At 74.4% G+C, this 20,656-nt stretch carries 19 protein-coding genes; 13 read left to right on the top strand and 6 right to left on the bottom strand.

The genetic code is table 11. From position 1 onward, the window contains the following. Window positions 1-61 precede the first annotated feature (61 nt). On the top strand, window positions 62-460 hold the full coding sequence (locus ACFW6A_RS06605) for a hypothetical protein (RefSeq protein ID WP_351843667.1): 399 nt from the start codon (window positions 62-64) through the stop codon (window positions 458-460). On the opposite strand, the gene ACFW6A_RS06600 is transcribed toward ACFW6A_RS06605, so the two are convergent. The 3 genes from ACFW6A_RS06600 to ACFW6A_RS06590 form a co-directional block, all read right to left on the bottom strand. Then, window positions 449-2,554: a lipopolysaccharide biosynthesis protein gene (locus ACFW6A_RS06600; protein WP_386639148.1), complete on the bottom strand. Its 2,106-nt coding sequence runs from the start codon at window positions 2,552-2,554 to the stop codon at window positions 449-451. The genes ACFW6A_RS06605 and ACFW6A_RS06600 overlap by 12 nt on opposite strands. Then, complete coding sequence (locus tag ACFW6A_RS06595) at window positions 2,551-3,750, bottom strand: DegT/DnrJ/EryC1/StrS family aminotransferase (protein ID WP_351843672.1); 1,200 nt, start codon at window positions 3,748-3,750, stop codon at window positions 2,551-2,553. The genes ACFW6A_RS06600 and ACFW6A_RS06595 overlap by 4 nt, the downstream gene beginning before the upstream one ends. A 197-nt stretch (window positions 3,751-3,947) precedes the next feature. Beyond that, window positions 3,948-4,865 carry an RNA polymerase sigma factor SigF gene (locus ACFW6A_RS06590; protein WP_351843674.1) on the bottom strand — a complete coding sequence of 306 codons (918 nt, stop codon included), beginning with the start codon at window positions 4,863-4,865 and terminating at the stop codon, window positions 3,948-3,950. A gap of 208 nt (window positions 4,866-5,073) precedes the next feature. Between ACFW6A_RS06590 and ACFW6A_RS06585 the strand changes: the two genes are divergently transcribed. The 6 genes from ACFW6A_RS06585 (at window position 5,074) to ACFW6A_RS06560 (ending at window position 10,044) form a co-directional block, all read left to right on the top strand. Further along, window positions 5,074-5,451, top strand: a complete 378-nt coding sequence (locus ACFW6A_RS06585) for an STAS domain-containing protein (protein ID WP_351843676.1) — start codon at window positions 5,074-5,076, stop codon at window positions 5,449-5,451. A 62-nt stretch (window positions 5,452-5,513) separates the two neighbouring features. Next, window positions 5,514-5,933 carry an ATP-binding protein gene (locus tag ACFW6A_RS06580; protein ID WP_351843678.1) on the top strand — a complete coding sequence of 140 codons (420 nt, stop codon included), beginning with the start codon at window positions 5,514-5,516 and terminating at the stop codon, window positions 5,931-5,933. Window positions 5,934-6,123: 190 nt separating this feature from the next. After that, window positions 6,124-6,807: a peptidase gene (locus ACFW6A_RS06575; RefSeq protein ID WP_351843680.1), complete on the top strand. Its 684-nt coding sequence runs from the start codon at window positions 6,124-6,126 to the stop codon at window positions 6,805-6,807. Beyond that, window positions 6,804-7,643, top strand: coding sequence for a hypothetical protein (locus tag ACFW6A_RS06570; RefSeq protein WP_351843682.1), 840 nt, complete (start codon window positions 6,804-6,806; stop codon window positions 7,641-7,643). The genes ACFW6A_RS06575 and ACFW6A_RS06570 overlap by 4 nt, the downstream gene beginning before the upstream one ends. Continuing rightward, the gene (locus ACFW6A_RS06565) at window positions 7,640-8,650 is read left to right on the top strand and encodes a hypothetical protein (RefSeq protein ID WP_351843685.1); all 1,011 of its coding nucleotides are present in this window, start codon (window positions 7,640-7,642) and stop codon (window positions 8,648-8,650) included. Before ACFW6A_RS06570 ends, ACFW6A_RS06565 begins: the two co-directional genes overlap by 4 nt. A gap of 14 nt (window positions 8,651-8,664) precedes the next feature. Further along, entirely contained in the window at window positions 8,665-10,044 is a 1,380-nt protein-coding gene (locus ACFW6A_RS06560; RefSeq protein WP_351843711.1) for a hypothetical protein, read from the top strand. A 76-nt stretch (window positions 10,045-10,120) separates the two neighbouring features. On the opposite strand, the gene ACFW6A_RS06555 is transcribed toward ACFW6A_RS06560, so the two are convergent. Continuing rightward, window positions 10,121-11,626 carry an oligopeptide:H+ symporter gene (locus tag ACFW6A_RS06555; RefSeq protein ID WP_351843687.1) on the bottom strand — a complete coding sequence of 502 codons (1,506 nt, stop codon included), beginning with the start codon at window positions 11,624-11,626 and terminating at the stop codon, window positions 10,121-10,123. A 428-nt stretch (window positions 11,627-12,054) separates the two neighbouring features. On the opposite strand from ACFW6A_RS06555, the gene ACFW6A_RS06550 reads away from it, so the two are divergent. After that, window positions 12,055-12,732, top strand: a complete 678-nt coding sequence (locus tag ACFW6A_RS06550; RefSeq protein WP_043232119.1) for a response regulator transcription factor — start codon at window positions 12,055-12,057, stop codon at window positions 12,730-12,732. 367 nt (window positions 12,733-13,099) lie between these two features. Next, complete coding sequence (locus tag ACFW6A_RS06545) at window positions 13,100-14,371, top strand: ATP-binding protein (RefSeq protein WP_351843690.1); 1,272 nt, start codon at window positions 13,100-13,102, stop codon at window positions 14,369-14,371. A 9-nt stretch (window positions 14,372-14,380) separates the two neighbouring features. Here ACFW6A_RS06545 and ACFW6A_RS06540 read toward each other — a convergent pair whose 3' ends face one another. Next, window positions 14,381-14,911 carry a GtrA family protein gene (locus ACFW6A_RS06540; RefSeq protein ID WP_351843692.1) on the bottom strand — a complete coding sequence of 177 codons (531 nt, stop codon included), beginning with the start codon at window positions 14,909-14,911 and terminating at the stop codon, window positions 14,381-14,383. Between the two features lie 130 nt (window positions 14,912-15,041). Between ACFW6A_RS06540 and ACFW6A_RS06535 the strand changes: the two genes are divergently transcribed. The 4 genes from ACFW6A_RS06535 to ACFW6A_RS06520 all read left to right on the top strand — a co-directional run bounded on the left by ACFW6A_RS06535 (window position 15,042) and on the right by ACFW6A_RS06520 (window position 19,004). Then, on the top strand, window positions 15,042-16,235 hold the full coding sequence (locus tag ACFW6A_RS06535) for a 5-(carboxyamino)imidazole ribonucleotide synthase (protein ID WP_386639141.1): 1,194 nt from the start codon (window positions 15,042-15,044) through the stop codon (window positions 16,233-16,235). Window positions 16,236-16,266: 31 nt separating this feature from the next. Continuing rightward, entirely contained in the window at window positions 16,267-16,764 is a 498-nt protein-coding gene (gene purE / locus ACFW6A_RS06530) for a 5-(carboxyamino)imidazole ribonucleotide mutase (RefSeq protein ID WP_351843713.1), read from the top strand. Beyond that, on the top strand, window positions 16,761-17,957 hold the full coding sequence (locus tag ACFW6A_RS06525; protein WP_386639138.1) for a dipeptidase: 1,197 nt from the start codon (window positions 16,761-16,763) through the stop codon (window positions 17,955-17,957). The genes purE and ACFW6A_RS06525 overlap by 4 nt, the downstream gene beginning before the upstream one ends. A gap of 126 nt (window positions 17,958-18,083) precedes the next feature. After that, window positions 18,084-19,004, top strand: coding sequence for a membrane dipeptidase (locus ACFW6A_RS06520; protein ID WP_351843698.1), 921 nt, complete (start codon window positions 18,084-18,086; stop codon window positions 19,002-19,004). A gap of 81 nt (window positions 19,005-19,085) precedes the next feature. On the opposite strand, the gene ACFW6A_RS06515 is transcribed toward ACFW6A_RS06520, so the two are convergent. Further along, the gene (locus ACFW6A_RS06515; protein ID WP_351843700.1) at window positions 19,086-20,420 is read right to left on the bottom strand and encodes a UDP-glucose/GDP-mannose dehydrogenase family protein; all 1,335 of its coding nucleotides are present in this window, start codon (window positions 20,418-20,420) and stop codon (window positions 19,086-19,088) included. Window positions 20,421-20,656: the final 236 nt, after the last annotated feature.

The following is a 20,656-nucleotide window of genomic DNA, read 5'->3' as shown; positions in this document are numbered from 1 at the left end:
CCGAGCCGCCCCGCCCGCACCGCCCCGCCCGCACCGACCCGACCGAAGGAGCCGGTACGCCATGGCCCGCCCCCGTCCGACCCTCCCGCCCGCGCTCGGCAGAGCCGCCCTCGCCGCCTCCGGCTGGATCGCGCTCGCCGCCACCGCCCTCCCCGGCGGATCGCCGCTGCGCTGGATCCCCGTCCTCGCCTTCGTCGGGATCGCGCCCGGCCTCGCCCTGCTGCTGCCGCGCCCGGCGGGCCGCCGTCCCGCGGCCCGCCTGGAGACGCTCGCGCTCGCCGCACCGCTCAGCCTGTCGCCGGCCACGCTCCTGGCCACCGGCCTCTTCCTCGCCGACGCCTTCTCGGTCACCGCCTTCCTCGGCGTCCTCGCCGGCTTCGTCACCGTGGCCGCCCTGCTGCCCGGCGTCCCGCTGCCCGCCGACCGCGCCGCCGGGGAGCCGGCCCCCTCAGGCCCGTAGCCCCCGGATCGCGTACGCGGCCATCGTGACGCCCGACAGGCCCAGGAGGACGGGGAGGGGAGCGGTGGCGAAGGGCTGCTGAGCCGCCCAGCCGGCCCACACCAGCACCCACACCGCTCCGGCGGTGACGCGGCCGCCGGCCCCCAGGACCCGCAGCAGCGCCGCCGCCACCAGCAGGCACAGCGCCTGGGCCGCGATCGGGGCCGCCCACAGCGCCGGTCCCGTGCCCAGGAGTTCGGTGCCGGGGCCGACGGCGGGCGGCGGGAGGAGGCCGAGGAGCGGCGGGGCGGTGTGCAGGGCGAGGAAGGTGGCGAGGAGCACGGCCGCCGCGTAACCGCCGCGGAAGGCGCGCGGGGCGACCGCCGCGCCCTGGAGGAGGACGAGGGCCAGGACGGCCAGCAGGGTCGGCACCGGCAGCGCGGCGAGCAGCTCCGTGCCGGAGAGGCTTTCCGCCCCGAGCGGAGCGGCGACGGAGAGCGGCAGCCAGCAGGCCGCGGCCGCCGCCGCGAGCAGGGCCCACAGGACCGGCTCCGACCGGTCGCGGGCGGGGGGCGGCGGCGGGGCGGGGCGCGCCGGGGCGGGGGCGGGCCCGGCCGGTCGCGGCCGGGGGACGTACACCGGGATGCCGTACGCGGGGGTCACCGTGTCCTGCGCCGCCGTGCCGCGCAGATAGGCGGACTGGCGCGCCCACTGCGTGCCGTACCCGTCGTCGGCCGGGACCGGGGGCCGCGCGGCCGACGGCCCAGGACCGTCGTCCGTCCGGCCCCTGAGGACCGCCCGCAGGCCCGGCACGCACACCAGGCCCATCACGGTCATGCCGCCCAGGACCGCCATCCCGGCGCCGCTGATGCCGAAGGGGCCGAGGAGGACGGCGGCTCCGCCGAGGACGAGGACGCACATGCCGGCCTGGACGGCGGCGAGCATCCCGGTGCGGCCCTGGACGCGGAGCACCCCGATGTACAGCTCGACGGCGACCCGGGGCAGCGCCCCGGCGGCGAGCAGCCGCAGCACCGTGGAGCCGTTGTCGGCGTAGCCCTGCCCGAAGGGGGCGAGGATCAGCGGCGCGAAGAGGACCAGGACGAGGACGACGGGGACGAGCAGCAGCACCATCCGGCGCAGCGCGCCGCGGACGCCCTCGGCGAGGGACTCGGGGCTGTGGGAGGCGTGCGCGGTGAGGGAGGAGGCCATGTTGATGGCCATGAACTCCATGGTGCCGCCGACGGTGTACGCCGTGTAGAAGAAGGCGTTGTGCGCGGCGTCGAAGCGGACGGCGACCATGACCGGCAGCAGGCTGATCATGAGCAGGCTGAAGAAGGCGCCGAAGGCGTCGCCGGCGACGAAGCGCCCGATCTCGCGGTACGTGGGCGGCTCGCGGTCCCGGTCGGCGCGGGCCTGCTGCGGGATGAGCCGGCGGAAGACCAGCCAGGCCAGCGGGACCGTGGAGAGCGCGATGGCCGCCGTCCAGGAGACGAAGACGCCGAGGACGGGCAGGGCGGCGGCGAGGACGACGAGCAGCACCAGCTTGCCGACGGAGAAGACGGCGTTGCCGACCGGCACCCAGAAGGCCTTCCGCAGGCCGGTGAGGACGCCGTCCTGGAGGGTGAGCAGTGCCCAGCCGACGGAGGACAGGGTGAAGAAGATCCCGGCGGAGAGGGTGCCGAGGGGGGCGTAGGAGGGGCCCCACCAGTCCAGGGTGAGCAGGAAGATCCCGGAGGCGGCGGCCACCACGACCGTGCTGAGGAGGTAGAGGCGGACCACGAGCGGTCCGGTGGCGCGGCCGGCCCGGGGGACGTAGCGGACGACCGCGCCGGAGAGGGTGGTCGCGGTGATGGAGGCGAGCATCCGCTGGGCGGCGATGGCGGCGGAGCCCTGGCCGACGGCCTCCTCCGTGTAGTAGCGGGCGGCGACCAGCCAGAAGCCGAGGCCGAGGGCGGCGGAGACGCCGGTGGAGAGCATCAGGGCGTAGGCGTTGCGGAAGAGCGAGTCGTCGCCGGAGCCCTCGCCGGGGGAGCCGCCCTTCGCCTCGGAGGCCCCGGCGCCGGGCGTCGGCGGGGCGTCCGGGTCGGCGCCCCGGGTCCGTACGGTCTCGGTCACCGGGCGCCGCCGAGGGCGGGGGAGGGCGCGGCGGGCCGGGCGCCGGAGGCGCGCAGCGCGGCGAGGACCTCGTCGGCGCGGCGCGGGTCGGCGGGCAGGGCGTGCCGGGCGAACCAGGCGGCGGGTCCGGGGGCGGGGGAGGGGTCGGTGAAGCGCTCGCCCGCGTAGGCGTCGAGCGGCGGGTCGTAGAGGTAGCCGACGGTGATCCGGCGGCGGGCGAGCGCGGCGACGGCGGCGTCCCGGTCCTCGACGAGGAGCGGCACCCGGAACAGCGGCGGGACCCGGCCGTCGGCCGGGAGGCCCTGGGCGGAGTACTCGCTGGCGAGGAGGCGGGCGGTGCCGGCGCGGTGGGCGTCGAGGACGGCGTCGAGGGCGGCGAGCTTCCGGCGGGTGCGGCCGAGCCGGCCGGCGCCGGGGCGGAGCCGGTAGTCGTGCATGTCGACCCGGACCCAGGAGTGGAAGGGGTCGAGCGCGGGGGCCGCGCCGAGGGCCCGGGCGAGTTCGCCGGGGCGCAACGGCATCCGGATGGCGGGGCGTTCGTGCAGGCCGAGGGCGCGCAGGGCGGCGTGCGCGGGCCGGGCGAGGCGCAGGGCGCGGGCGGTCGCCTCGGCGTACGGGCGGGCCAGGTAGGCGAGTTCACCGGCGGGGCCGGCCGGGCGGAGCAGCGCGTCCCGCTCGGCGGCGAGTTGCCCGCGCAGGGCCGGGTCGGCGACGGCGAGGAAGCCGCCGGTCTTGGCGCCGGTGTGCTTGGAGAGGCTGAAGACGGCGGCGTCGCCCCAGGCGCCGACCGGGCGGCCGCCGACGGCGGAGCCGATGGCGTGGGCGGCGTCCTCCAGGAGCGGGATGCCGAGCCGGTCGCAGCGGGCGCGCAGGGCGGGCGCCGGGTCGGGGTTGCCGTAGAGGTTGGTGGTGAGGACGGCGGAGAGCCCGGACCACACGGAGTCGGGGACGGCCGCCGGGTCGATCGAGCCGTCGCGCGGGTCGAGCGGCGCCTGGACGGGGCGGAGCCCGGCGGCGAGGACCACGAAGAAGATGACGTCGTCGTTGACCGGGGACATGAGGACCCGGCCGCCGGGCGGGCACCAGTGGCGGAGCGCGAGGTAGAGGCCGAGGCGGCAGGACGGCACGTAGAGGCACTCCCGGCCCCCCAGCCGCGCGCGCATGCCTTCCTCCAGGTCCGCGTACGCAGAAACCATGACAGATTCCCCCCAGTCCCCGGGCTCAATGTCGCCCATTCCGGACGGCCCGTCAACCGGCTCCCGCCCGGCCGCCCGCCGTGCTCGTACGGAAGGGCCCGTCCGGGTCGAAGACCGTGAACGGGCCCTTTCCGTCGCCATCTTGGCGGTTCGCGAGGGCCGGTGGAGGTCATTCCACCGGATCACCGCGGGCGGGGTCATTCCTCCAGGGTGAGTCCGCGGCGCAGCCGGCCGAGGGTGCGGGAGAGCAGCCGGGACACGTGCATCTGGGAGATGCCGAGTTCGGCGCCGATCTCCGACTGGGTGAGCCCGGTGACGAAGCGGAGGGAGAGGATGAGCCGCTCGCGTTCGGGCAGCGAGGCGATCATCGGCTTGAGGGAGGCGATGTACTCGATGCCGGTCAGGCCGTGGTCCTCGTAGCCGAGCCGGTCGGCGAGGGCGGACTCGTTCTGCCCGTGGTCGTCGTCCTCGGTCTGGGCGTCGAGCGAGGCGGCCGTGTAGGCGTTGCTGGCGGCCATGCCCTCGACGACCTCGTCCTCGGCGATGCCGAGTTCCGCGGCGAGTTCGGCGACGGTGGGCGCCCGGTCGAGGCGCTGGGACAGGGCGTCGCCGGCCCGGGCCAGGTCGAGCCGGAGTTCCTGGAGGCGCCGGGGGACGTGCACGGACCAGGACGTGTCGCGGAAGAAGCGCTTGATCTCGCCGATGATGGTCGGCATCGCGAAGGTGGGGAACTCGACCCCGCGGGCGAGTTCGAAGCGGTCGATGGCCTTGATGAGGCCGATCGTGCCGACCTGGACGATGTCCTCCATCGGTTCGCTGCGGGTCCCGAAGCGGGCGGCGGCGAAGCGGACCAGGGCCAGGTTGAGCTCGACGAGGGTGTTGCGGACGTACGCGTACTCGTGGGTGCCCTCCTCCAGCTCGGCGAGCCGGGCGAAGAGGTCCTTAGAGAGCGCGCGGGCGTCGGCGGGGGCGACCTTGTCGAGCGGGCCGTCGAGCGCCGCGGGGAGCGCGGGCGCGGCGGGTGTGGGGGATGTGGGTGTGGGGTCGGCGGGACGGGGAAGGGCTGGTGTCGACGGCGCGGTGGGGGTGCGCGGGGCGTCGAGCCGGGGTGACATGGGTCTCCTCCTGGGTCGGGTGTCCGGGTGCGTGTGCGGCGCCTCCAAAGCCGGCTGGATCGGGTGTTCCTTACTAGCCCTACCTGCTCGGCGGCGATCGTTGCAAGTGGCAATAATCCGTTATGGGTGGTTTTGCGGGGGGCTTGTGTGCGCCGAACGGGGCCCCACTAGTAGGGTTCGACGGAGTCGATCGAGGAGGGGCCCCGCCATGGACCGCCAGCACATCGGCAGCGCGCAGCCCGCGCGGCTGCGGGTCGAGGCCACGACCCTGGACGGTGGCGTCGAACTTCTCGTGCCGGTGGGTGAGCTCGATCACCACACCGCCGAGCTCCTGCGCGCTCCGCTCGACGCTGCCCTCGACGCGGGCCGCGTCCGGCTCGTCGTCGACTGCGCGGGGCTCGGCTTCTGCGACTCGACCGGGCTCAACGTGCTCCTCGGGGCCCGGCTGCGCGCCGAGGCCGCCGGCGGCGCGGTCCACCTGGCGGCCATGCGGCCGGCCGTGGCCCGGGTCTTCCGGATCACCGGGGCGGAGGCCGTCTTCACCGTGCACGACACCCTCGCCGCCGCCCTGCCCGACTCCGGCTGACCCCCGCCGCCCTCCCCTGCCCCTGCCCCTGTTGTCCCGTCGACCGGTGAGGTGAAGTGCTGATGGACCAGGCTTCCGACGTCCGTACCCTCGCGCTCGGCGAGACCAGCGGCACCGTCCCGCTCGCCCGGGACTTCACCCGCACCGCGCTGACCGAGTGGGGCTGGCTGCCCGCCGTCGGCGCCGACCGCAGGGCCGCCGCCGAGGACGTCCTGCTCGTCGTCTCCGAACTCGTCACCAACGCCTGTCTGCACGCCGAGGGGCCCGAGCGGCTCCGGGTGCTCCGGCTCGCCACCACCATCCGCCTGGAGGTCACCGACCGGGGCGCCGGCCAGCCCGCGCCCCGCACCCCGCACCGGGCCGGACGCCCCGGCGGGCACGGCATGTTCATCGTGCAGCGGCTCTGCCTCGACTGGGGCATCGAGCGCGTGCCGGGCGCCCCCGGCAAGACCGTCTGGGCCGAACTCGCCTCTCCCGCCTGAGGATTGCCCGCCCGCCAGTCGCCCCGCCCGCTCCCCCTCCCCGCGCGACCGCCGCAGGACTTTCACCGTCGCTCTTCTTCCTTCTGTACGGCCCCAGGCGTACCTTGACGCCCAATCTGATGGCACGTCAGGAAAATGCGGTGAGGGGTCGCGGGTGGACAGGAAGCCGAACCGGAGGAGGGCGGCCGCCGTGCTCACGGCCGCCGTCGCGGTCTGGGCCCCGGCCGGGCTGGCCGCCGCGCCCGCCGCCCACGCCGAGGTCGTCGACGTCAGGTACGAGTGCGCCACGGAGATCGGCGACCGCGCCGCCGTCTCGCCCGTGGACGTCACGGCCGAGCGGAAGGGCGACGCCTACGCGATCACCATGACCTTCGACAAGGGCGTCTCCGACAGCCCCGTCGAACTCCCCAAGGGCGTCATGACCCCCCGCGCCGACCTCGTCCTCGGCGGCGACGGCCGGGGCACCGTCCAGGTGAAGGGCGTCCCCAACCCCGCCGCCGTCCCCGCCTTCACCCCCGTCCGCATCGGCACCCTCACCGGCACCTACACGCCGGAGAAGAACGGCACGGTCACCTTCACCGCCGGGGTGCTCACCGTCCGTGCCCTCGGCATGGACGCCGCCGTCTGCAAGCCCGCCGGCGCGCCCCGTCCCTCCCTCACCCTCACCGTCACCGGTCTCCCGGAGGAAGGACCCGCGCCCGGCGCGGAGGGCTCCGGGGAGGACGAGGACACGGCCCTGCCCGGCGGCGAACTCCCGAAGACGGGCGGCCTCTCCACCACCACCGCCCTCGGCACCCTCGGCGGCACCGTCCTCCTCGGCGGCGTCGGCGGCCTCCTCTGGCTCACCCGCCGCCCCCGCCCGGCCCGCCCGTGACCAGGCCCGCGCCCGCCGCCGGTGCCGTCCCGCCCAGGACCCGGTACGCCCTCCTCGCCGCCGGCGCCGTCCTCGGCACCCTCGCCGCCGCGCCCCCCGCCGCCCCGCCGTGGACCGCCGCCCCCGCCGCCGGACGGCCGTACGCCTACCTCGAAGGCCCGGCCGGCAGCGTCCTGGAGGACACCCTCTCCGTCACCAACCCCGGCCCCCGCCCGCTCACCGTCACCCTCACGGGCGACGGCCCCGCCGCCGTCTCCTTCGCCGCCCGCACCGTCACCGTGCCCGCCCGCACCCGCGCCGACGTGCCCTTCGCCGTCACCGTCGACGCCGCCACCCCGCCCGGCGAGCACCGCGGCACGGTACGGGCCGCGGCCGGCGGCCGGAACGCCGCCGTCGACCTGCGGCTCAAGGTCAGCGGCCCCGAACTCGCCGCCCTCACCGTCGAGGACGCCCGCGTCGACCGGGCCACCGGCACCCTCCACTACACCCTGGTCAACCGCGGCAGCACCGTCCTCGACCGGCCCCTCCTCGCCGTCCGCGCCGAAGGGCTCCTCGGCACCCGCCTCGACCTCCCCGGCCGCGCCCTGCCGGTCACCCTCCGCCCCGGCGAGCGCGCCGCCCGCACCGAGCCCTGGCCCGACCCGCCCGCCCTCGACTCCGTCACCGTCCGGCTCACCGCCACCGCCCCCGGAGCCGCCCCCGCCACCGCCGCCACCGGCGCCGTCTTCGCCTCCGCGCCCGCCCTCGCCGGCGCCGCCGTGCCGCTCCTCGCGGCGGCGGGCGCGGCCGCGTACCGGCTCCGGCGCCGGGCCCGTACGAAGGGAGCCCCCGCATGAGACCGGCCGCCCGTGCCCGTACGGCCCTGGCCGCGCTGCTCGCGGCCCTCGCCCTCGCCCTGCTCCCGGCCGTCCCCGCGCGGGCCGCCCCCGCCGCGGGCGACCCCGCCGTGGCCGTCTCGCACGGCCAGGCGCCCAAGGGCGGCGAGATCACCGTCAGCGGCACCGGCTGGAAGGCCGGTGCGCTCCTGATGGTCCTGCTCTGCGGCCAGGCCACCCCCGACAAGGGCGTCGTCGGCGGCACCAACAGCTGCGCCAACACCGACGGCCGGGCCGCCACCGTCGACCCGCGCGGCGCCTTCAGCGTCAAGCTGCCGGTCGCCGCCCCGCCGAAGCCCTGTCCCTGCGTCGTCCACGTCTCGGGCGTCACCGGGCAGCAGGACGTCGTCGACGCCGCCCTCACCGTCACCGGCCACCCCACCGCCCCGCTCCCCGACGCCACCGGCGACGGACGGCTCGCCGTCCTCACCGCCGCCCGTCTGGAGGGGTCGGGCGGCGTCCTCACCTGGTTCGGGGCGCCGCCGGGCCGGACCGTCGTCCTCACCGTCGGGAACCTCGGCACGGCCCCCGTGCGCGACCCGGTCTTCCTCGTCGGCACCGCCCGCGGCGTCCTCGCCCCGCGCGACGAGGAGCGCCAGTGGCGCGGCACCATCAAGCCCGGCCAGAAGGCCCGGATCGAGCTGGACGTCGAACTCTCCGCGGGCGCCCACGGCGACTACCGGGTCTCCGTCTCCTACGGCGGCAAGGTCCTGGCCGAGCAGCCCTGGCGGGTGGGCCGGCCCTGGGGCGTGGTCCTCTTCTGGGCCCTGCTCGCCCTGGTCGTGCCCGCCGCCCTCTTCCGGATCGGCATGGTCCTCGTCGACCGGGCCGGCGGCCGGAACCGCGACTCCGTCCCCGTCCCCGTCACGGCGGACGCGGGCGGCCCCGGGACGGCCGCGGCGCTGCCGTGGTTCCTCCCCGACTCCGCACCCACCGAGAACAGTCCGACGACGAAGGGACATTCGTGAGCACGCAACGGAGGATGAGCGCGGCCGGGATCGCGCTGATGCTCGGCGGCGCGGGGATCCTGCTTTCCGCCGGTCCCGCCCAGGCCGCCCAGATCTCGTTCAAGACGGAGTGCATCCCGCCGTCGATCTCCGGCCTCCCGCCGGTCCAGGGCACCACCACGGTGCTCGTCACCGCCCCCGCCACGGCCAAGGTCGGGGACACCGTCGAGGTCGTGTGGAAGACCGTGAAGCCGGCCTCCAAGAACCCCGACATGCTCGACCTGGACGCGAACACCGTCAAACCGACGGGCACCATGAAGGTCGCCGGGGCGCAGAGCGGCACGGTCGCCATGGAGGGACCCCGGCAGAACCCGCCGATCCCCAAGAACACCGCCATGGTGCTGCCCGAGATGAAGGGCACCCTGAAGCTGACCAGGGCGGGCGACGTCACGCTGACGCCCGACGCGTACACGATCAACGTGTCGAAGCCGATGTCCACGAACACCGCGTGCACCCCGAAGGAGAAGGTCCCGGTCGGCGCCACGATCAAGGTGACCGACGGCGGCGGGGGGTCGGGCGGCGGCTCGGGCTCGGGCTCGGGTTCGGGTTCGGGCTCAGGTTCGGGCTCGGGTTCGGGCTCCGGATCGGGTTCGGGCTCCGGCGGCGGTTCCGCTTCCGGCGGCTCCGACGGCGGGGGCTCCGGCTCCGGCGGGCAGACCGAGTTCACGGGCAAGTCGGTCGACGTGGCCTTCGCCTGCACCGGCCCCGGCGCCCCGCCCTCCATCACCACCAAGGTGTCGGTCGACGCCAAGAAGAACGGCGGCGGGTACGACCTGACGGTCAAGACCGCCAAGGGCGTCATGCCGACCCCGGCCCCGCTGCCCGCGAAGGCCCTCACGCCCAGCATGGACATCAAGATCGGCGGGGACGACGAAGGCACCGTCAAGGTGACCGGCGCGCCCAACCCGACCGCGCTCAAGCTGAAGGAGATGGTCAGCCTCACCGACATGAAGGGCACCTACCGCCCCGGCACCACCGGCAGGGCCACGCTCACCCCGGGCAACCTCACCATCACCGTGGTCCTCTCGAAGGACGCCGAGCCGATCAAGATCCCCTGCACGGTGAAGGGCGCCACCGCCGCGTCCCTCACCCTCGACACCGCCGAGCAGCCCGGCGGCGCCAACGGCTCCGGCGACAACGGCGGCTCGGACGGCAGCGGAAACGGCTCCGGCGGCAACGACTCCGGCTCCGGCAACGGCTCCGGGAACGGCTCCGGCGGCGGCCTCGCCCAGACCGGCGCCGAGGACGACGGCGCGCTGCGCGCCCTCGGCCTGGTCGCCGGCACGGCGATCCTCCTCGGCGGCGCCGTCTTCACCTTCACCCCGTGGCGGCGCCTGGGCCGCCGCACCCGATAGGACCCCGCGGCACACGGGGAGGGCCCCGGGACACCGTGCGGTGTCCCGGGGCCCTCCCCGTGCGTCCTGCCGTGCGTCAGTGCACGTCGCCCATGAGGGTCTGGACCTTCTTGCGGTACATGTAGACCGCGAGGCCCGCGACGACCGCGAGGGACGCCTCCAGGGCGATCACCCCCGTGCCGTTCAGGTCCACGCCGGCCAGCGAGAGCAGGCCCGTGGTGCAGTCGCCGGCGGTGACGGCGAGGAACCAGACGCCCATCATCTGGGAGGCGTACTTCTGCGGCGCCATCTTCGTGGTCACCGAGAGGCCGACCGGGGAGAGGCACAGCTCGCCGATGGTCTGGATCATGTAGATCGAGACCAGCCACATCGGGGAGACCTTGGTGCCGTCGCCCGCCATGTTCATCGGGACGATGAAGACGAAGAACGAGGCGCCGACCAGGACCAGGCCCATCGCGAACTTCACGATGGTGTTCGGCTCCTGGTTCTTGCGGGCCAGCCACAGCCACAGCCAGGCGAAGACCGGGGCCAGCGCCATGACGAAGAGCGGGTTCAGGGACTGGTACCAGGTGGCCGGGAAGCCGAGGCCGAAGACGGTGTCCGCGGTCTTGTCGTCGGCGAAGAGCGACAGGGTCGAACCGCCCTGGTCGTAGATCATCCAGAAGACGGCGGCGGCCACGAAGAACCAGATGTAGCCGGTCATCTTCGACTGCTCGGTCGACGAGAGGTCCTTGTCGCGCTTGATGCGGACGAGGACGGCGACCGGGATGATCAGGCCGGCGAGGGTGATCGGGACGAGCGCCCAGTTCAGGGTGTACATGCCCATGGCGACGACGACGCCGTAGAAGGCGGCGGCGACGACGAGCACCAGCGCGACCTTGACCAGCATGTTCTTGCGCTCGGCCGGGGACAGCGGGTTCGGGACGACGTTGCTCTTCGCGCTCAGGTGCTTCGTGCCGACCAGGAACTGGAGCAGACCCACGCCCATGCCGAGCGCGGCGAGGGCGAAGCCGAGGTGCCAGTTGACCTTCTCGCCGACGGTGCCGACGACGAACGGGGCGACGAAGGCGCCGAGGTTGATGCCGATGTAGAAGAGGGTGAAGCCGCCGTCGCGGCGCGGGTCGTCCGGGCCGTCGTAGAGGTGGCCGACCATCGTCGAGATGTTGGCCTTGAGCAGACCGGAACCGGCCGCGACGAGCGCCAGGCCGACGAAGAACATCGCCTGGCCCGGGATCGCCAGCGACAGGTGACCGGCCATGATCACGAAGCCGGCGATCGCGACGGTCTTGCGCGCGCCCCAGACGCGGTCGCCGAACCAGCCGCCCGGCATGGCCATCAGGTAGACCATCGACACGTACACGGAGTAGATCGCCGTGGCCGTGGCGGCCGTCATGGCCAGTCCGCCACCCTGGCTGCCGACCGCCGCGTCGGCGCCGCCGGAGACCAGGTACAGGACGAGAAGCGCCCGCATGCCGTAGTAGGAGAAACGCTCCCACATCTCGGTCATGAAGAGGGTGGCGAGGCCGCGGGGGTGCCCGAAGAAGGTCTTCTCCGAACCCGCGGAAACGGTCGTTGCCGCCATGTCGATCCTTGCTCTGTCGGGACGCGACGCCTCGTGAGCGTGATGCGCCCGGTGGGGGGTGGCCGGCACCGGCCGGGGCGTTCGCGTCCCGGCCGGGATCCACGCCCCGCCGCGCGTCGTCACGCGGCGGGACCCGGCCCACAGGTCTTTCACCGTCCGAGGGTGGCAGGGCCAACCTCCAGCAGAGAAGAGGACCTTGGCTGACGAAGCAGGCCAAAGGTCCCCGATTACCGCTACAGACGTCTCGCCACCATACGACACGACAGTGCCGGATATGGAAGGACTTGAGAGATGGATCACAGGTGACGAAGGAACCAACGGGCGCCATTCCAAGGTGATGTACAGGTTACGCACCCAGCTTCGGAGGCTCCCGCCACCGCCCCCCGAACCCGCCCCGGCCCGCCACCCGCGCGGACTACCATCACCCCATGACCCGTGTACTGCTCGCCGAGGACGACGCATCCATCTCGGAGCCGCTGGCCCGCGCCCTGCGGAGAGAGGGGTACGAGGTCGAGGTCCGCGAGGACGGGCCGACCGCGCTCGACACCGGCCTCCAGGGCGGCGTCGACCTGGTCGTGCTCGACCTGGGCCTGCCCGGCATGGACGGCCTGGAGGTCGCCCGCCGGCTGCGCGCCGACGGCCACACGGTCCCGATCCTGGTCCTCACCGCCCGCGCGGACGAGGTCGACACCGTCGTCGGGCTCGACGCGGGCGCCGACGACTACGTCACCAAGCCCTTCCGCCTGGCCGAGCTGCTCGCCCGCGTCCGGGCCCTCCTCCGGCGCGGCGCCACCGAGCCGGCCCCCGCGCCCGCCACCCACGGCGTGCGCATCGACGTCGAGTCGCACCGCGCCTGGATGGGCGAGGAGGAGCTCCAGCTCACGGCGAAGGAGTTCGACCTCCTGCGCGTCCTCGTCCGCGACGCGGGCCGGGTCGTCACCCGCGACCAGCTCATGCGCGAGGTCTGGGACACCACCTGGTGGTCCTCCACCAAGACCCTCGACATGCACATCTCCTGGCTCCGCAAGAAGCTCGGCGACGACGCGGCCAACCCCCGCTACATCGCCACGGTGAGGGGCGTCGGCTTCCGCTTCGAGAAGAGCTAGCCCCGCGGGCCCGCGCCCCCAGGCGGGCGCCCCCGCGCGGGCACGCCGCCCTCACGGGGCACGCGCCCGCCCCGGCTGCGGGCCGCGCCCCGCCCCCCCCGTGCGGGCAGGCGTCCCGCAGGGCGACGGGACCCCTGTTCGAGCGAAGCGGAGAGCTCGGGGGAGGGCGGGCGCGCGGGGGGGCGGGGAGCCCAGCCGCCCCCGGGCTTCCGGGCCCGGGCTCCCGCGCCCGGACCGCCGGGCCCGGCTCCAGCGCCCGCAGCCCGGGCGGCCCGCACCGACAAGGCCCCGCCCCGGGCAGCCCGCACCGACAAGGGCCCCGCGCCCCGCGCCCCAGACCCCCACCCCACCCCGCCCGGGAGGGCACGTGCGCCGCCGCCTCATCACCTCCACCCTCGCCGTCGTCCTCGTGGTGATCGCCGTCTTCGGCGTCTCCCTCGTCCTCGTCGAGACGAGGACGATCACCAGCAGCGCCCAGGAGAGCGTCGACGCCGAGGCCCTCCGCATCGTCTCGATCGTCGACAGCCGGCTCATCGGCGGCGAGCCCGTCAACCCCGGCATCCTCGCGGAGCAGAGCGGCGCGAAGCGGTACGCGCTCGTCACCATCCCCGGCCGCCCGCCCATCGAGATCGGCACCCGCCCCACCGGCAGCGTCATCCGCGGCTACGCCGAGGGCGAGCGCGGCGAGACCGTGGTCGTCGAGGAGTCCCGCTCCGCCGTCACCTCCGAGGTCGGCAGCACCGCCCTGATCATCGGCGCCGTCGCCGGCCTCGCCGTCCTCGCCGCCGTCCTCCTCGCCGTGCGCCAGGCGAACCGGCTCGCCTCCCCGCTCACCGACCTCGCCGAGACCGCCGAGCGCCTCGGCTCCGGCGACCCCCGGCCCCGCCACAAGCGGTACGGGGTGCCCGAGCTGGACCGGGTCGCGGACGTCCTCGACGCCTCCGCCGAACGGATCGCCCGGATGCTCACCGCCGAGCGCCGGCTCGCCGCCGACGCCTCCCACCAGCTCCGTACCCCGCTGACCGCGCTCTCCATGCGCCTGGAGGAGGTCGCCCTCGCCGACGACCTGGACACGGTCAAGGAGGAGGCGACGATCGCGCTCACCCAGGTCGAGCGGCTCACCGACGTCGTCGAGCGGCTGCTCACCAACTCCCGGGACCCCCGCTCCGGCTCCGCCGTCGCCTTCGACCTCGACGAGGTCGTCAAGCAGCAGATCGAGGAGTGGCGCCCCGCCTACCGCAGCGCGGGCCGCGCCATCGTCCGCTCCGGCAAGCAGGGCATGCGGGCGATCGGCACCCCCGGCGCGGTCGCCCAGGTCCTCGCCGCGCTCATCGAGAACTCGCTCATGCACGGCGGCGGCACGGTCGCCCTGCGCACCCGGGTCATCGGCAACCAGTCCGTGATCGAGGTCACCGACGAGGGCCCCGGCGTCCCCGCCGACCTCGGCGCGCGGATCTTCGAGCGGGCGGTCAGCGGCCGCAGCTCCACCGGCATCGGCCTCGCGGTCGCCCGCGACCTCGCGGAGGCGGACGGCGGGCGCCTGGAACTGCTCCAGCAGCAGCCGCCGGTCTTCGCGCTCTTCCTCAGCCGCGAGGCCCGCGGCGTCGACGAGGAGCCGCGGGAGCGCCCCGTACGGTGAGGGCCCGGGTCAGACCCGGTCGGGCTGGCGCCGGCGCACCTGCCGGGGCGAAGGGACCGGCTCCGTCTGCTCCAGGAAGGACTCGGCCGTCTGCACGGCCTCCTTCGCCGGCAGCGCCCGGAACACCCAGGTGCGGTACGACCAGAAGCGGAACAGGGTCCCGAGGCCGATTCCGAAGAACTTGAAGAAGTTGCTCGCCAGCGAGCCGTTCCAGCCGAAGCCGTACGTCGCCGCGTACAGCACGCCGTTCTCGATCACGAGCCCGACGAGGCTGAACAGCAGGAAGAGGGTCATCTCCTTGGTGCGGCCCGACTTGTCGCGGTCGCGGTACGTGAAGTAGCGGAACCCCACGTAGTTGAAGGCGATGGCGACGATCGTGGCGATCAGGCTGGCCCGCACCACCGGAAGCTCCGTGGTGTGCCGGACCAGGTTGAAGACGACCAGGTTGACCAGGACGCCGAGGCCGCCGACCACTCCGAACTTGGCGACCTCGCGGCCGAGCAGGGCGAGTCGCATGCGCAGCGCGCCGGGTTCGCTCATGGTGGGGTCGGTCCGTCCGTCGGGTGACGTCCGGGCGACGTCAACCCACTCATGCTAACCAGCCTCCCCTGTCACCCGCCCGGGTAGCCGCGAAACCTGTGGAAAACCCGGCCGGGCCCCGTCACGCCTTGTGTCAATCCACAGCCGGAAGAGTGTTCACGGATGGTGCGGATACCCTAAGAGGGTGACGTTCCCGGTAGTAGGCATGGTCGGCGGCGGTCAGCTCGCCCGTATGACCCACGAGGCGGGCATCCCCCTCGGCATCAAGTTCAAGCTCCTCAGTGACACCCCGCAGGACTCGGCGGCGCAGGTGGCCGGTGAGGTCGTCGTCGGCGACTACCGCGACCTGGACACGCTCCGCGCGTTCGCCCGCGGCTGCGACGTGATCACCTTCGATCACGAGCACGTCCCCACCGAGCACCTGCGCGCCCTGGAGGCCGACGGCATCCCCGTCCGCCCCGGGCCCGACGCCCTGGTGCACGCCCAGGACAAGGGCGTGATGCGGGCGAGGCTCGACGAGATCGGCGCGCCCAGCCCCCGCCACCGCATCGTGGCCGACCCGGCGGACGCGGTCGCCTTCGCCGAGGAGGGCGACGGCTTCCCGATCATCCTCAAGACCGTGCGCGGCGGCTACGACGGCAAGGGCGTCTGGTTCGTCCGCACCGCCGAGGACGCCCGCGACGCCTTCCTCGCCGGGGTGCCCGTGCTCGCCGAGGAGAAGGTCGACTTCGTCCGCGAGCTCGCGGCGAACATCGTCCGCTCCCCCCACGGCCAGGCCGTCGCCTACCCGGTGGTCGAGTCCCGCCAGGTCGACGGCGTCTGCGACACCGTGATCGCGCCCGCCCCCGACCTCGACGAGGAGCTGGCCGGGCAGGCCCAGGAGCTGGCCCTGCGGATCGCCAAGGAACTCGGCGTCGTCGGCCACCTCGCCGTGGAGCTCTTCCAGACCACCGACGGCCGCATCCTCGTCAACGAACTGGCGATGCGCCCGCACAACTCCGGCCACTGGACCCAGGACGGGGCGATCACCAGCCAGTTCGCCAACCACGTCCGCGCCGTCCTCGACCTGCCGCTCGGCGACCCCCGCCCGCGCGCCCCGTGGACCGTGATGTGCAACGTCCTCGGCGGCGACTACCCGGACATGTACCAGGGCTACCTGCACTGCATGGCCAGGGACCCGCAGCTCAAGATCCACATGTACGGCAAGGACGTGAAGCCCGGCCGCAAGGTCGGCCACGTCAACACCTACGGCGACGACCTGGACGAGGTGCTGGAGCGCGCCCGCCACGCCGCCGACTACCTGCGAGGGACGATCGTTGAGTAACCAGGCGAGCAACCCGCTCATCGGCATCGTGATGGGCTCCGACTCCGACTGGCCCGTCATGGAGGCCGCCGCCCAGGCGCTCGACGAGTTCGAGATCCCCTACGAGGTCGACGTCGTCTCCGCGCACCGGATGCCGCGCGAGATGATCGCGTACGGCGAGGAGGCCGCCGGCCGGGGCCTCAGGGCGATCGTCGCGGGCGCCGGCGGCGCCGCCCACCTCCCGGGCATGCTCGCCTCGGTCACCCCGCTCCCGGTCATCGGCGTCCCCGTGCCGCTGAAGTACCTCGACGGCATGGACTCGCTGCTCTCGATCGTCCAGATGCCCGCCGGCATCCCGGTCGCCACGGTCTCCGTCGCCGGCGCCCGGAACGCGGGCCTGCTCGCCGCCCGGATCCTCGCCGCCTCCGACCCCGAGCTCCAGGCCCGGATGAGCGACTTCCTCCAGGACCTCAACGCCCAGGCCACCGAGAAGGGCAAGCGCCTGCGCGCCAAGGTCGAGGGCACGGACTCCTTCGGGTTCGCCCGGTGAGCGCGGCCGAGCGGCTCGCCGAGGCCCGCGCCCTCCTCGCGGAGGCCCCCGTCGTCGACGGGCACAACGACCTCCCGTGGGCGCTGCGCGAACAGTGCGGCTACGACCTCGACAAGCTCGACATCGCGGGCGACCGCTCGGCCTCCCTCCACACCGACCTCGCCCGGCTCCGCGCCGGCGGGGTCGGCGCCCAGTTCTGGTCCGTCTACGTGCCGGGCCGGCTCACCGGCGACCACGCGGTGAGCGCCACCCTGGAGCAGATCGACGCCGTCGACCGGCTCGTCGAGCGGTACGCGGCCGACCTGGCGCCCGCCCGGACCGCCGACGACGTCGCCAAGGCCCGCGAGGAGGGCCGGATCGCCTCCCTCAAGGGCGCCGAGGGCGGCCACTCCATCGACAACTCGCTGGCCACCCTGCGCGCCTTCCACACCCTCGGCGTGCGCTACATGACCCTCACGCACAACGAGAACAACGACTGGGCCGACTCCGCCACCGACGAGCCCCGGCACGGCGGCCTCACCGCCTTCGGCCGCGCCGTCGTCCGCGAGATGAACCGCTGCGGCATGCTGGTCGACCTCTCGCACGTCGCCGCGACGACCATGCGGGACGCCCTGGACGAGAGCGCCGCGCCGGTGATCTTCTCGCACTCCTCCGCGCGCGCGGTCTGCGACCACCCGCGCAACGTCCCGGACGACGTCCTGGAGCGGCTGCCCGCCAACGGCGGCGTGGCGATGGCGACCTTCGTCCCGAAGTTCATCCTCCCCGCGGCCGTCGAGTGGACCCTGCGCGCCGACGCGAACCTCCGCGCCCACGGCCTGCACCACCTCGACACCACCCCGCGGGCGAAGGAGCTGCACGCCGCCTTCGAGGCGGAGCACCCGCGCCCGGTCGCCACCGCCGCCACCGTCGCCGACCACCTCGACCACATGCGCGAGGCCGCCGGCGTCGACCACATCGGCATCGGCGGCGACTACGACGGCACCGCCTTCACCCCGGCCGGCCTCGACGACGTCGCCGGCTACCCGAACCTGATCGCCGAACTCCTCGACCGCGGCTGGTCCCGGGCCGACCTCACCAAGCTGACCTGGTCGAACGCGCTCCGCGCACTGCGCGACGCCGAGTCCGTCGCCCGCGACCTGACCGCCCGCACCCCCGCCTCCCACGCGACGATCGCGCAGCTCGACGGCGTCTGAGGCCTCACCCGTACGGCGCAGTCCGGCGGGCCCCGGAAGGGCCCCGCTGGCACGGTGGACGGTACTGCCCCGCCTCCTTCGGCGGGGTAGTACTGCATCACCGAGTTCGGAAGTGTGAGTAGTGCCATGGCAGATCTAGACGATCATCCCCCCTTCTCTGCCGCCTCCGGCGCGGTCGGCGCGCTGGAACCCCCGGAGCCACCACCCCCGCCGCTCGACGAGACCGCCCGCGCCCGGGCGATCCTCGCCGCCCAGCCCGTCATCGAGGGGTACGCCGAACTCCCCGTGCTCCTCGACCCCGAGGACCTGCCGCCCGCCCGGGCCGAGGAGGCCGGCGCCCAGTTCTGGTCGCTGCGCGTGGACTCGGACGACGTCATCGGCACCCTGCGCCGCCTCGACACCGTCCGCGCGCTCGTCGCCGCCTGCCCCGAGGACCTGCGCCTGGCGCACACCACCTCGGAGATGGTCCACGCCCGCAACTGCGGCCGGGTCGCCGCCCTCCTCGGGCCGGTGAGCTGGACCGCCCTCGGCGGCTCCGCCGCCACCCTGCGGGCCTACCACGCCCTCGGCGTGCGGGCCGTGAACCTCACCCGCTTCGACCGCTTCGCCCGCGAGGCGGTCCGCGAGATGAACCGCATCGGCCTCGCCGTCGACCTCACCGGCGCCGACCAGGACACCGTCCGCAAGGTCCTCGCCGTCACCCGCGCCCCCGTCCTGCTCACCCGGGCCGCCCCGGAGACCCTGGCGGACGACGTGCTGCGGCTCCTCGGCGAGAACGGCGCGGTCTGCATGGTCACCGTCGGCGACGACCCCGGGGCCGCCGCCGACCTCCTCGACCGGGTGCGCGACGGGGCAGGGCCCGCCTCCACGGGCCTCTCGCACCTGACGGCTCCGGGCACCGGCTACGTACCGCTCTTCGCGGAGCTGCTGCGGCGCGGCTGGCCGGCCCGGGACCTGGTGGGCCTGGCCCACGGGAACACGACCCGCGCCCTGCGCGAGACCGAGTTCCTGTCCCGGACGAACCGGATCAGGCCCGTGGCCGCCTGAGCCGCACCCGTACGCCCGTGAAGGGCCCACGAGGAGGAAGGGGCGCACCGGATCCGTCCGGTGCGCCCCTTCCCCCGTGCGTCAGGCCCGCGGGCGGCCCATCGCGCGGTACGTCCAGCCGGCCGCCCGCCACCGCTCGCCGTCCAGGGCGTTGCGCCCGTCGAGGAGGACCGGGGAGGAGACGGCCGCGGCCAGCTCCGCCGGGTCCAGCTCGCGGAACTCGCGCCACTCCGTCAGGTGCAGGACCACGTCCGCGCCCCGGACGGCCTCCAGGGCCGAGTCCGCGTAGCCGAGGGTCGGGAAGACCTTGCGGGCGTTCTCCATGCCCTTGGGGTCGTAGACGGTGACCTGGCCGCCCTGGAGGTGTATCTGGCCGGCGACGTTGAGCGCGGGGGAGTCGCGGACGTCGTCCGAGTCCGGCTTGAAGGTGGCGCCGAGGACGGCGACCCGGCGGCCCAGGAAGGAGTCGCCGCCGAGCGCCTCGCGGGCCATCTCGACCATCTGGCCGCGGCGCCGCATGTTGATCGAGTCGATCTCGCGGAGGAAGGTCAGCGCCTGGTCGACGCCCAGCTCGCCCGCCCGGGCCATGAACGCCCGGATGTCCTTGGGCAGGCAGCCGCCGCCGAAGCCGACGCCGGCCCGCAGGAACTTGTTGCCGATCCGGTCGTCGTGGCCGATGGCCTCGGCGAGCTTGGCGACGTCGCCGCCGGCCGCCTCGCAGATCTCGGCCATCGCGTTGATGAAGGAGATCTTGGTGGCGAGGAAGGAGTTCGCGGCCGTCTTGACCAGCTCGGCGGTGGGGAAGTCGGTGAGGACGAAGGGCGAGCCCTCGGCGACGGGGACCGCGTACACCTCGCGGAGCAGCTTCTCGGCCCGCCCGTCGTCGTCGCCGCGCACGCCGACGACGATCCGGTCCGGGTGCAGGGTGTCCTGGACGGCGAAGCCCTCGCGGAGGAACTCCGGGTTCCAGGCCAGTGCCACGCCCTCCGGCAGCACGCCGGCCAGCCGCTCGGCCGAACCGACCGGGACGGTCGACTTGCCGACGGCCAGGGAGCCCTCGCGGGCGACGGCGGAGAGCGAGGCGAAGGCGGCGTCGACGTAGCTCATGTCGCAGCCGTACTCGCCGTGCTTCTGCGGGGTGTTCACGCACACGAAGTGGACGTCGCCGAAGGCGCCCACCTCCTCCCAGGAGGTGGTGAAGCGCAGCCGGCCGGTGGAGCCCTCGATCCCGGCGACGTGCCGGGCGAGCAGTTCCTCCAGGCCGGGTTCGTACATCGGGACGCGTCCGGAGGCCAGCAGCTCGACCTTCTCGGGCACCACGTCCAGGCCGAGCACCTCGAAGCCCATCTCCGCCATGGCCGCGGCGTGGGTGGCGCCGAGGTATCCGGTGCCGATCACGGTGATCTTCAGGGCCATGCGGGACTCCAGTGACGTCGGGCGAAACTGCCTGCCCGAGCATAGTCGGGCCCTGACAGGGGCCCCGGTCACGCCCTACCCTTTGGGTTACTTAACGGTAGTTAGCAGACGTGGGAGTGAACGAACGTGGCGGGATCGGCTGACTTCGACCTGTACCGGACCTCCGAGGAGCACGAGATGCTCCGGGAGTCGGTGCGTGCGCTGGCGGAGGCGAAGATCGCTCCGTTCGCGGCGGC

The sequence above is a fragment of the Streptomyces sp. NPDC058758 genome (assembly GCF_042746075.1).
Taxonomy (GTDB): domain Bacteria; phylum Actinomycetota; class Actinomycetes; order Streptomycetales; family Streptomycetaceae; genus Streptomyces.
This window is presented reverse-complemented; position numbering and strand designations above follow the sequence as displayed.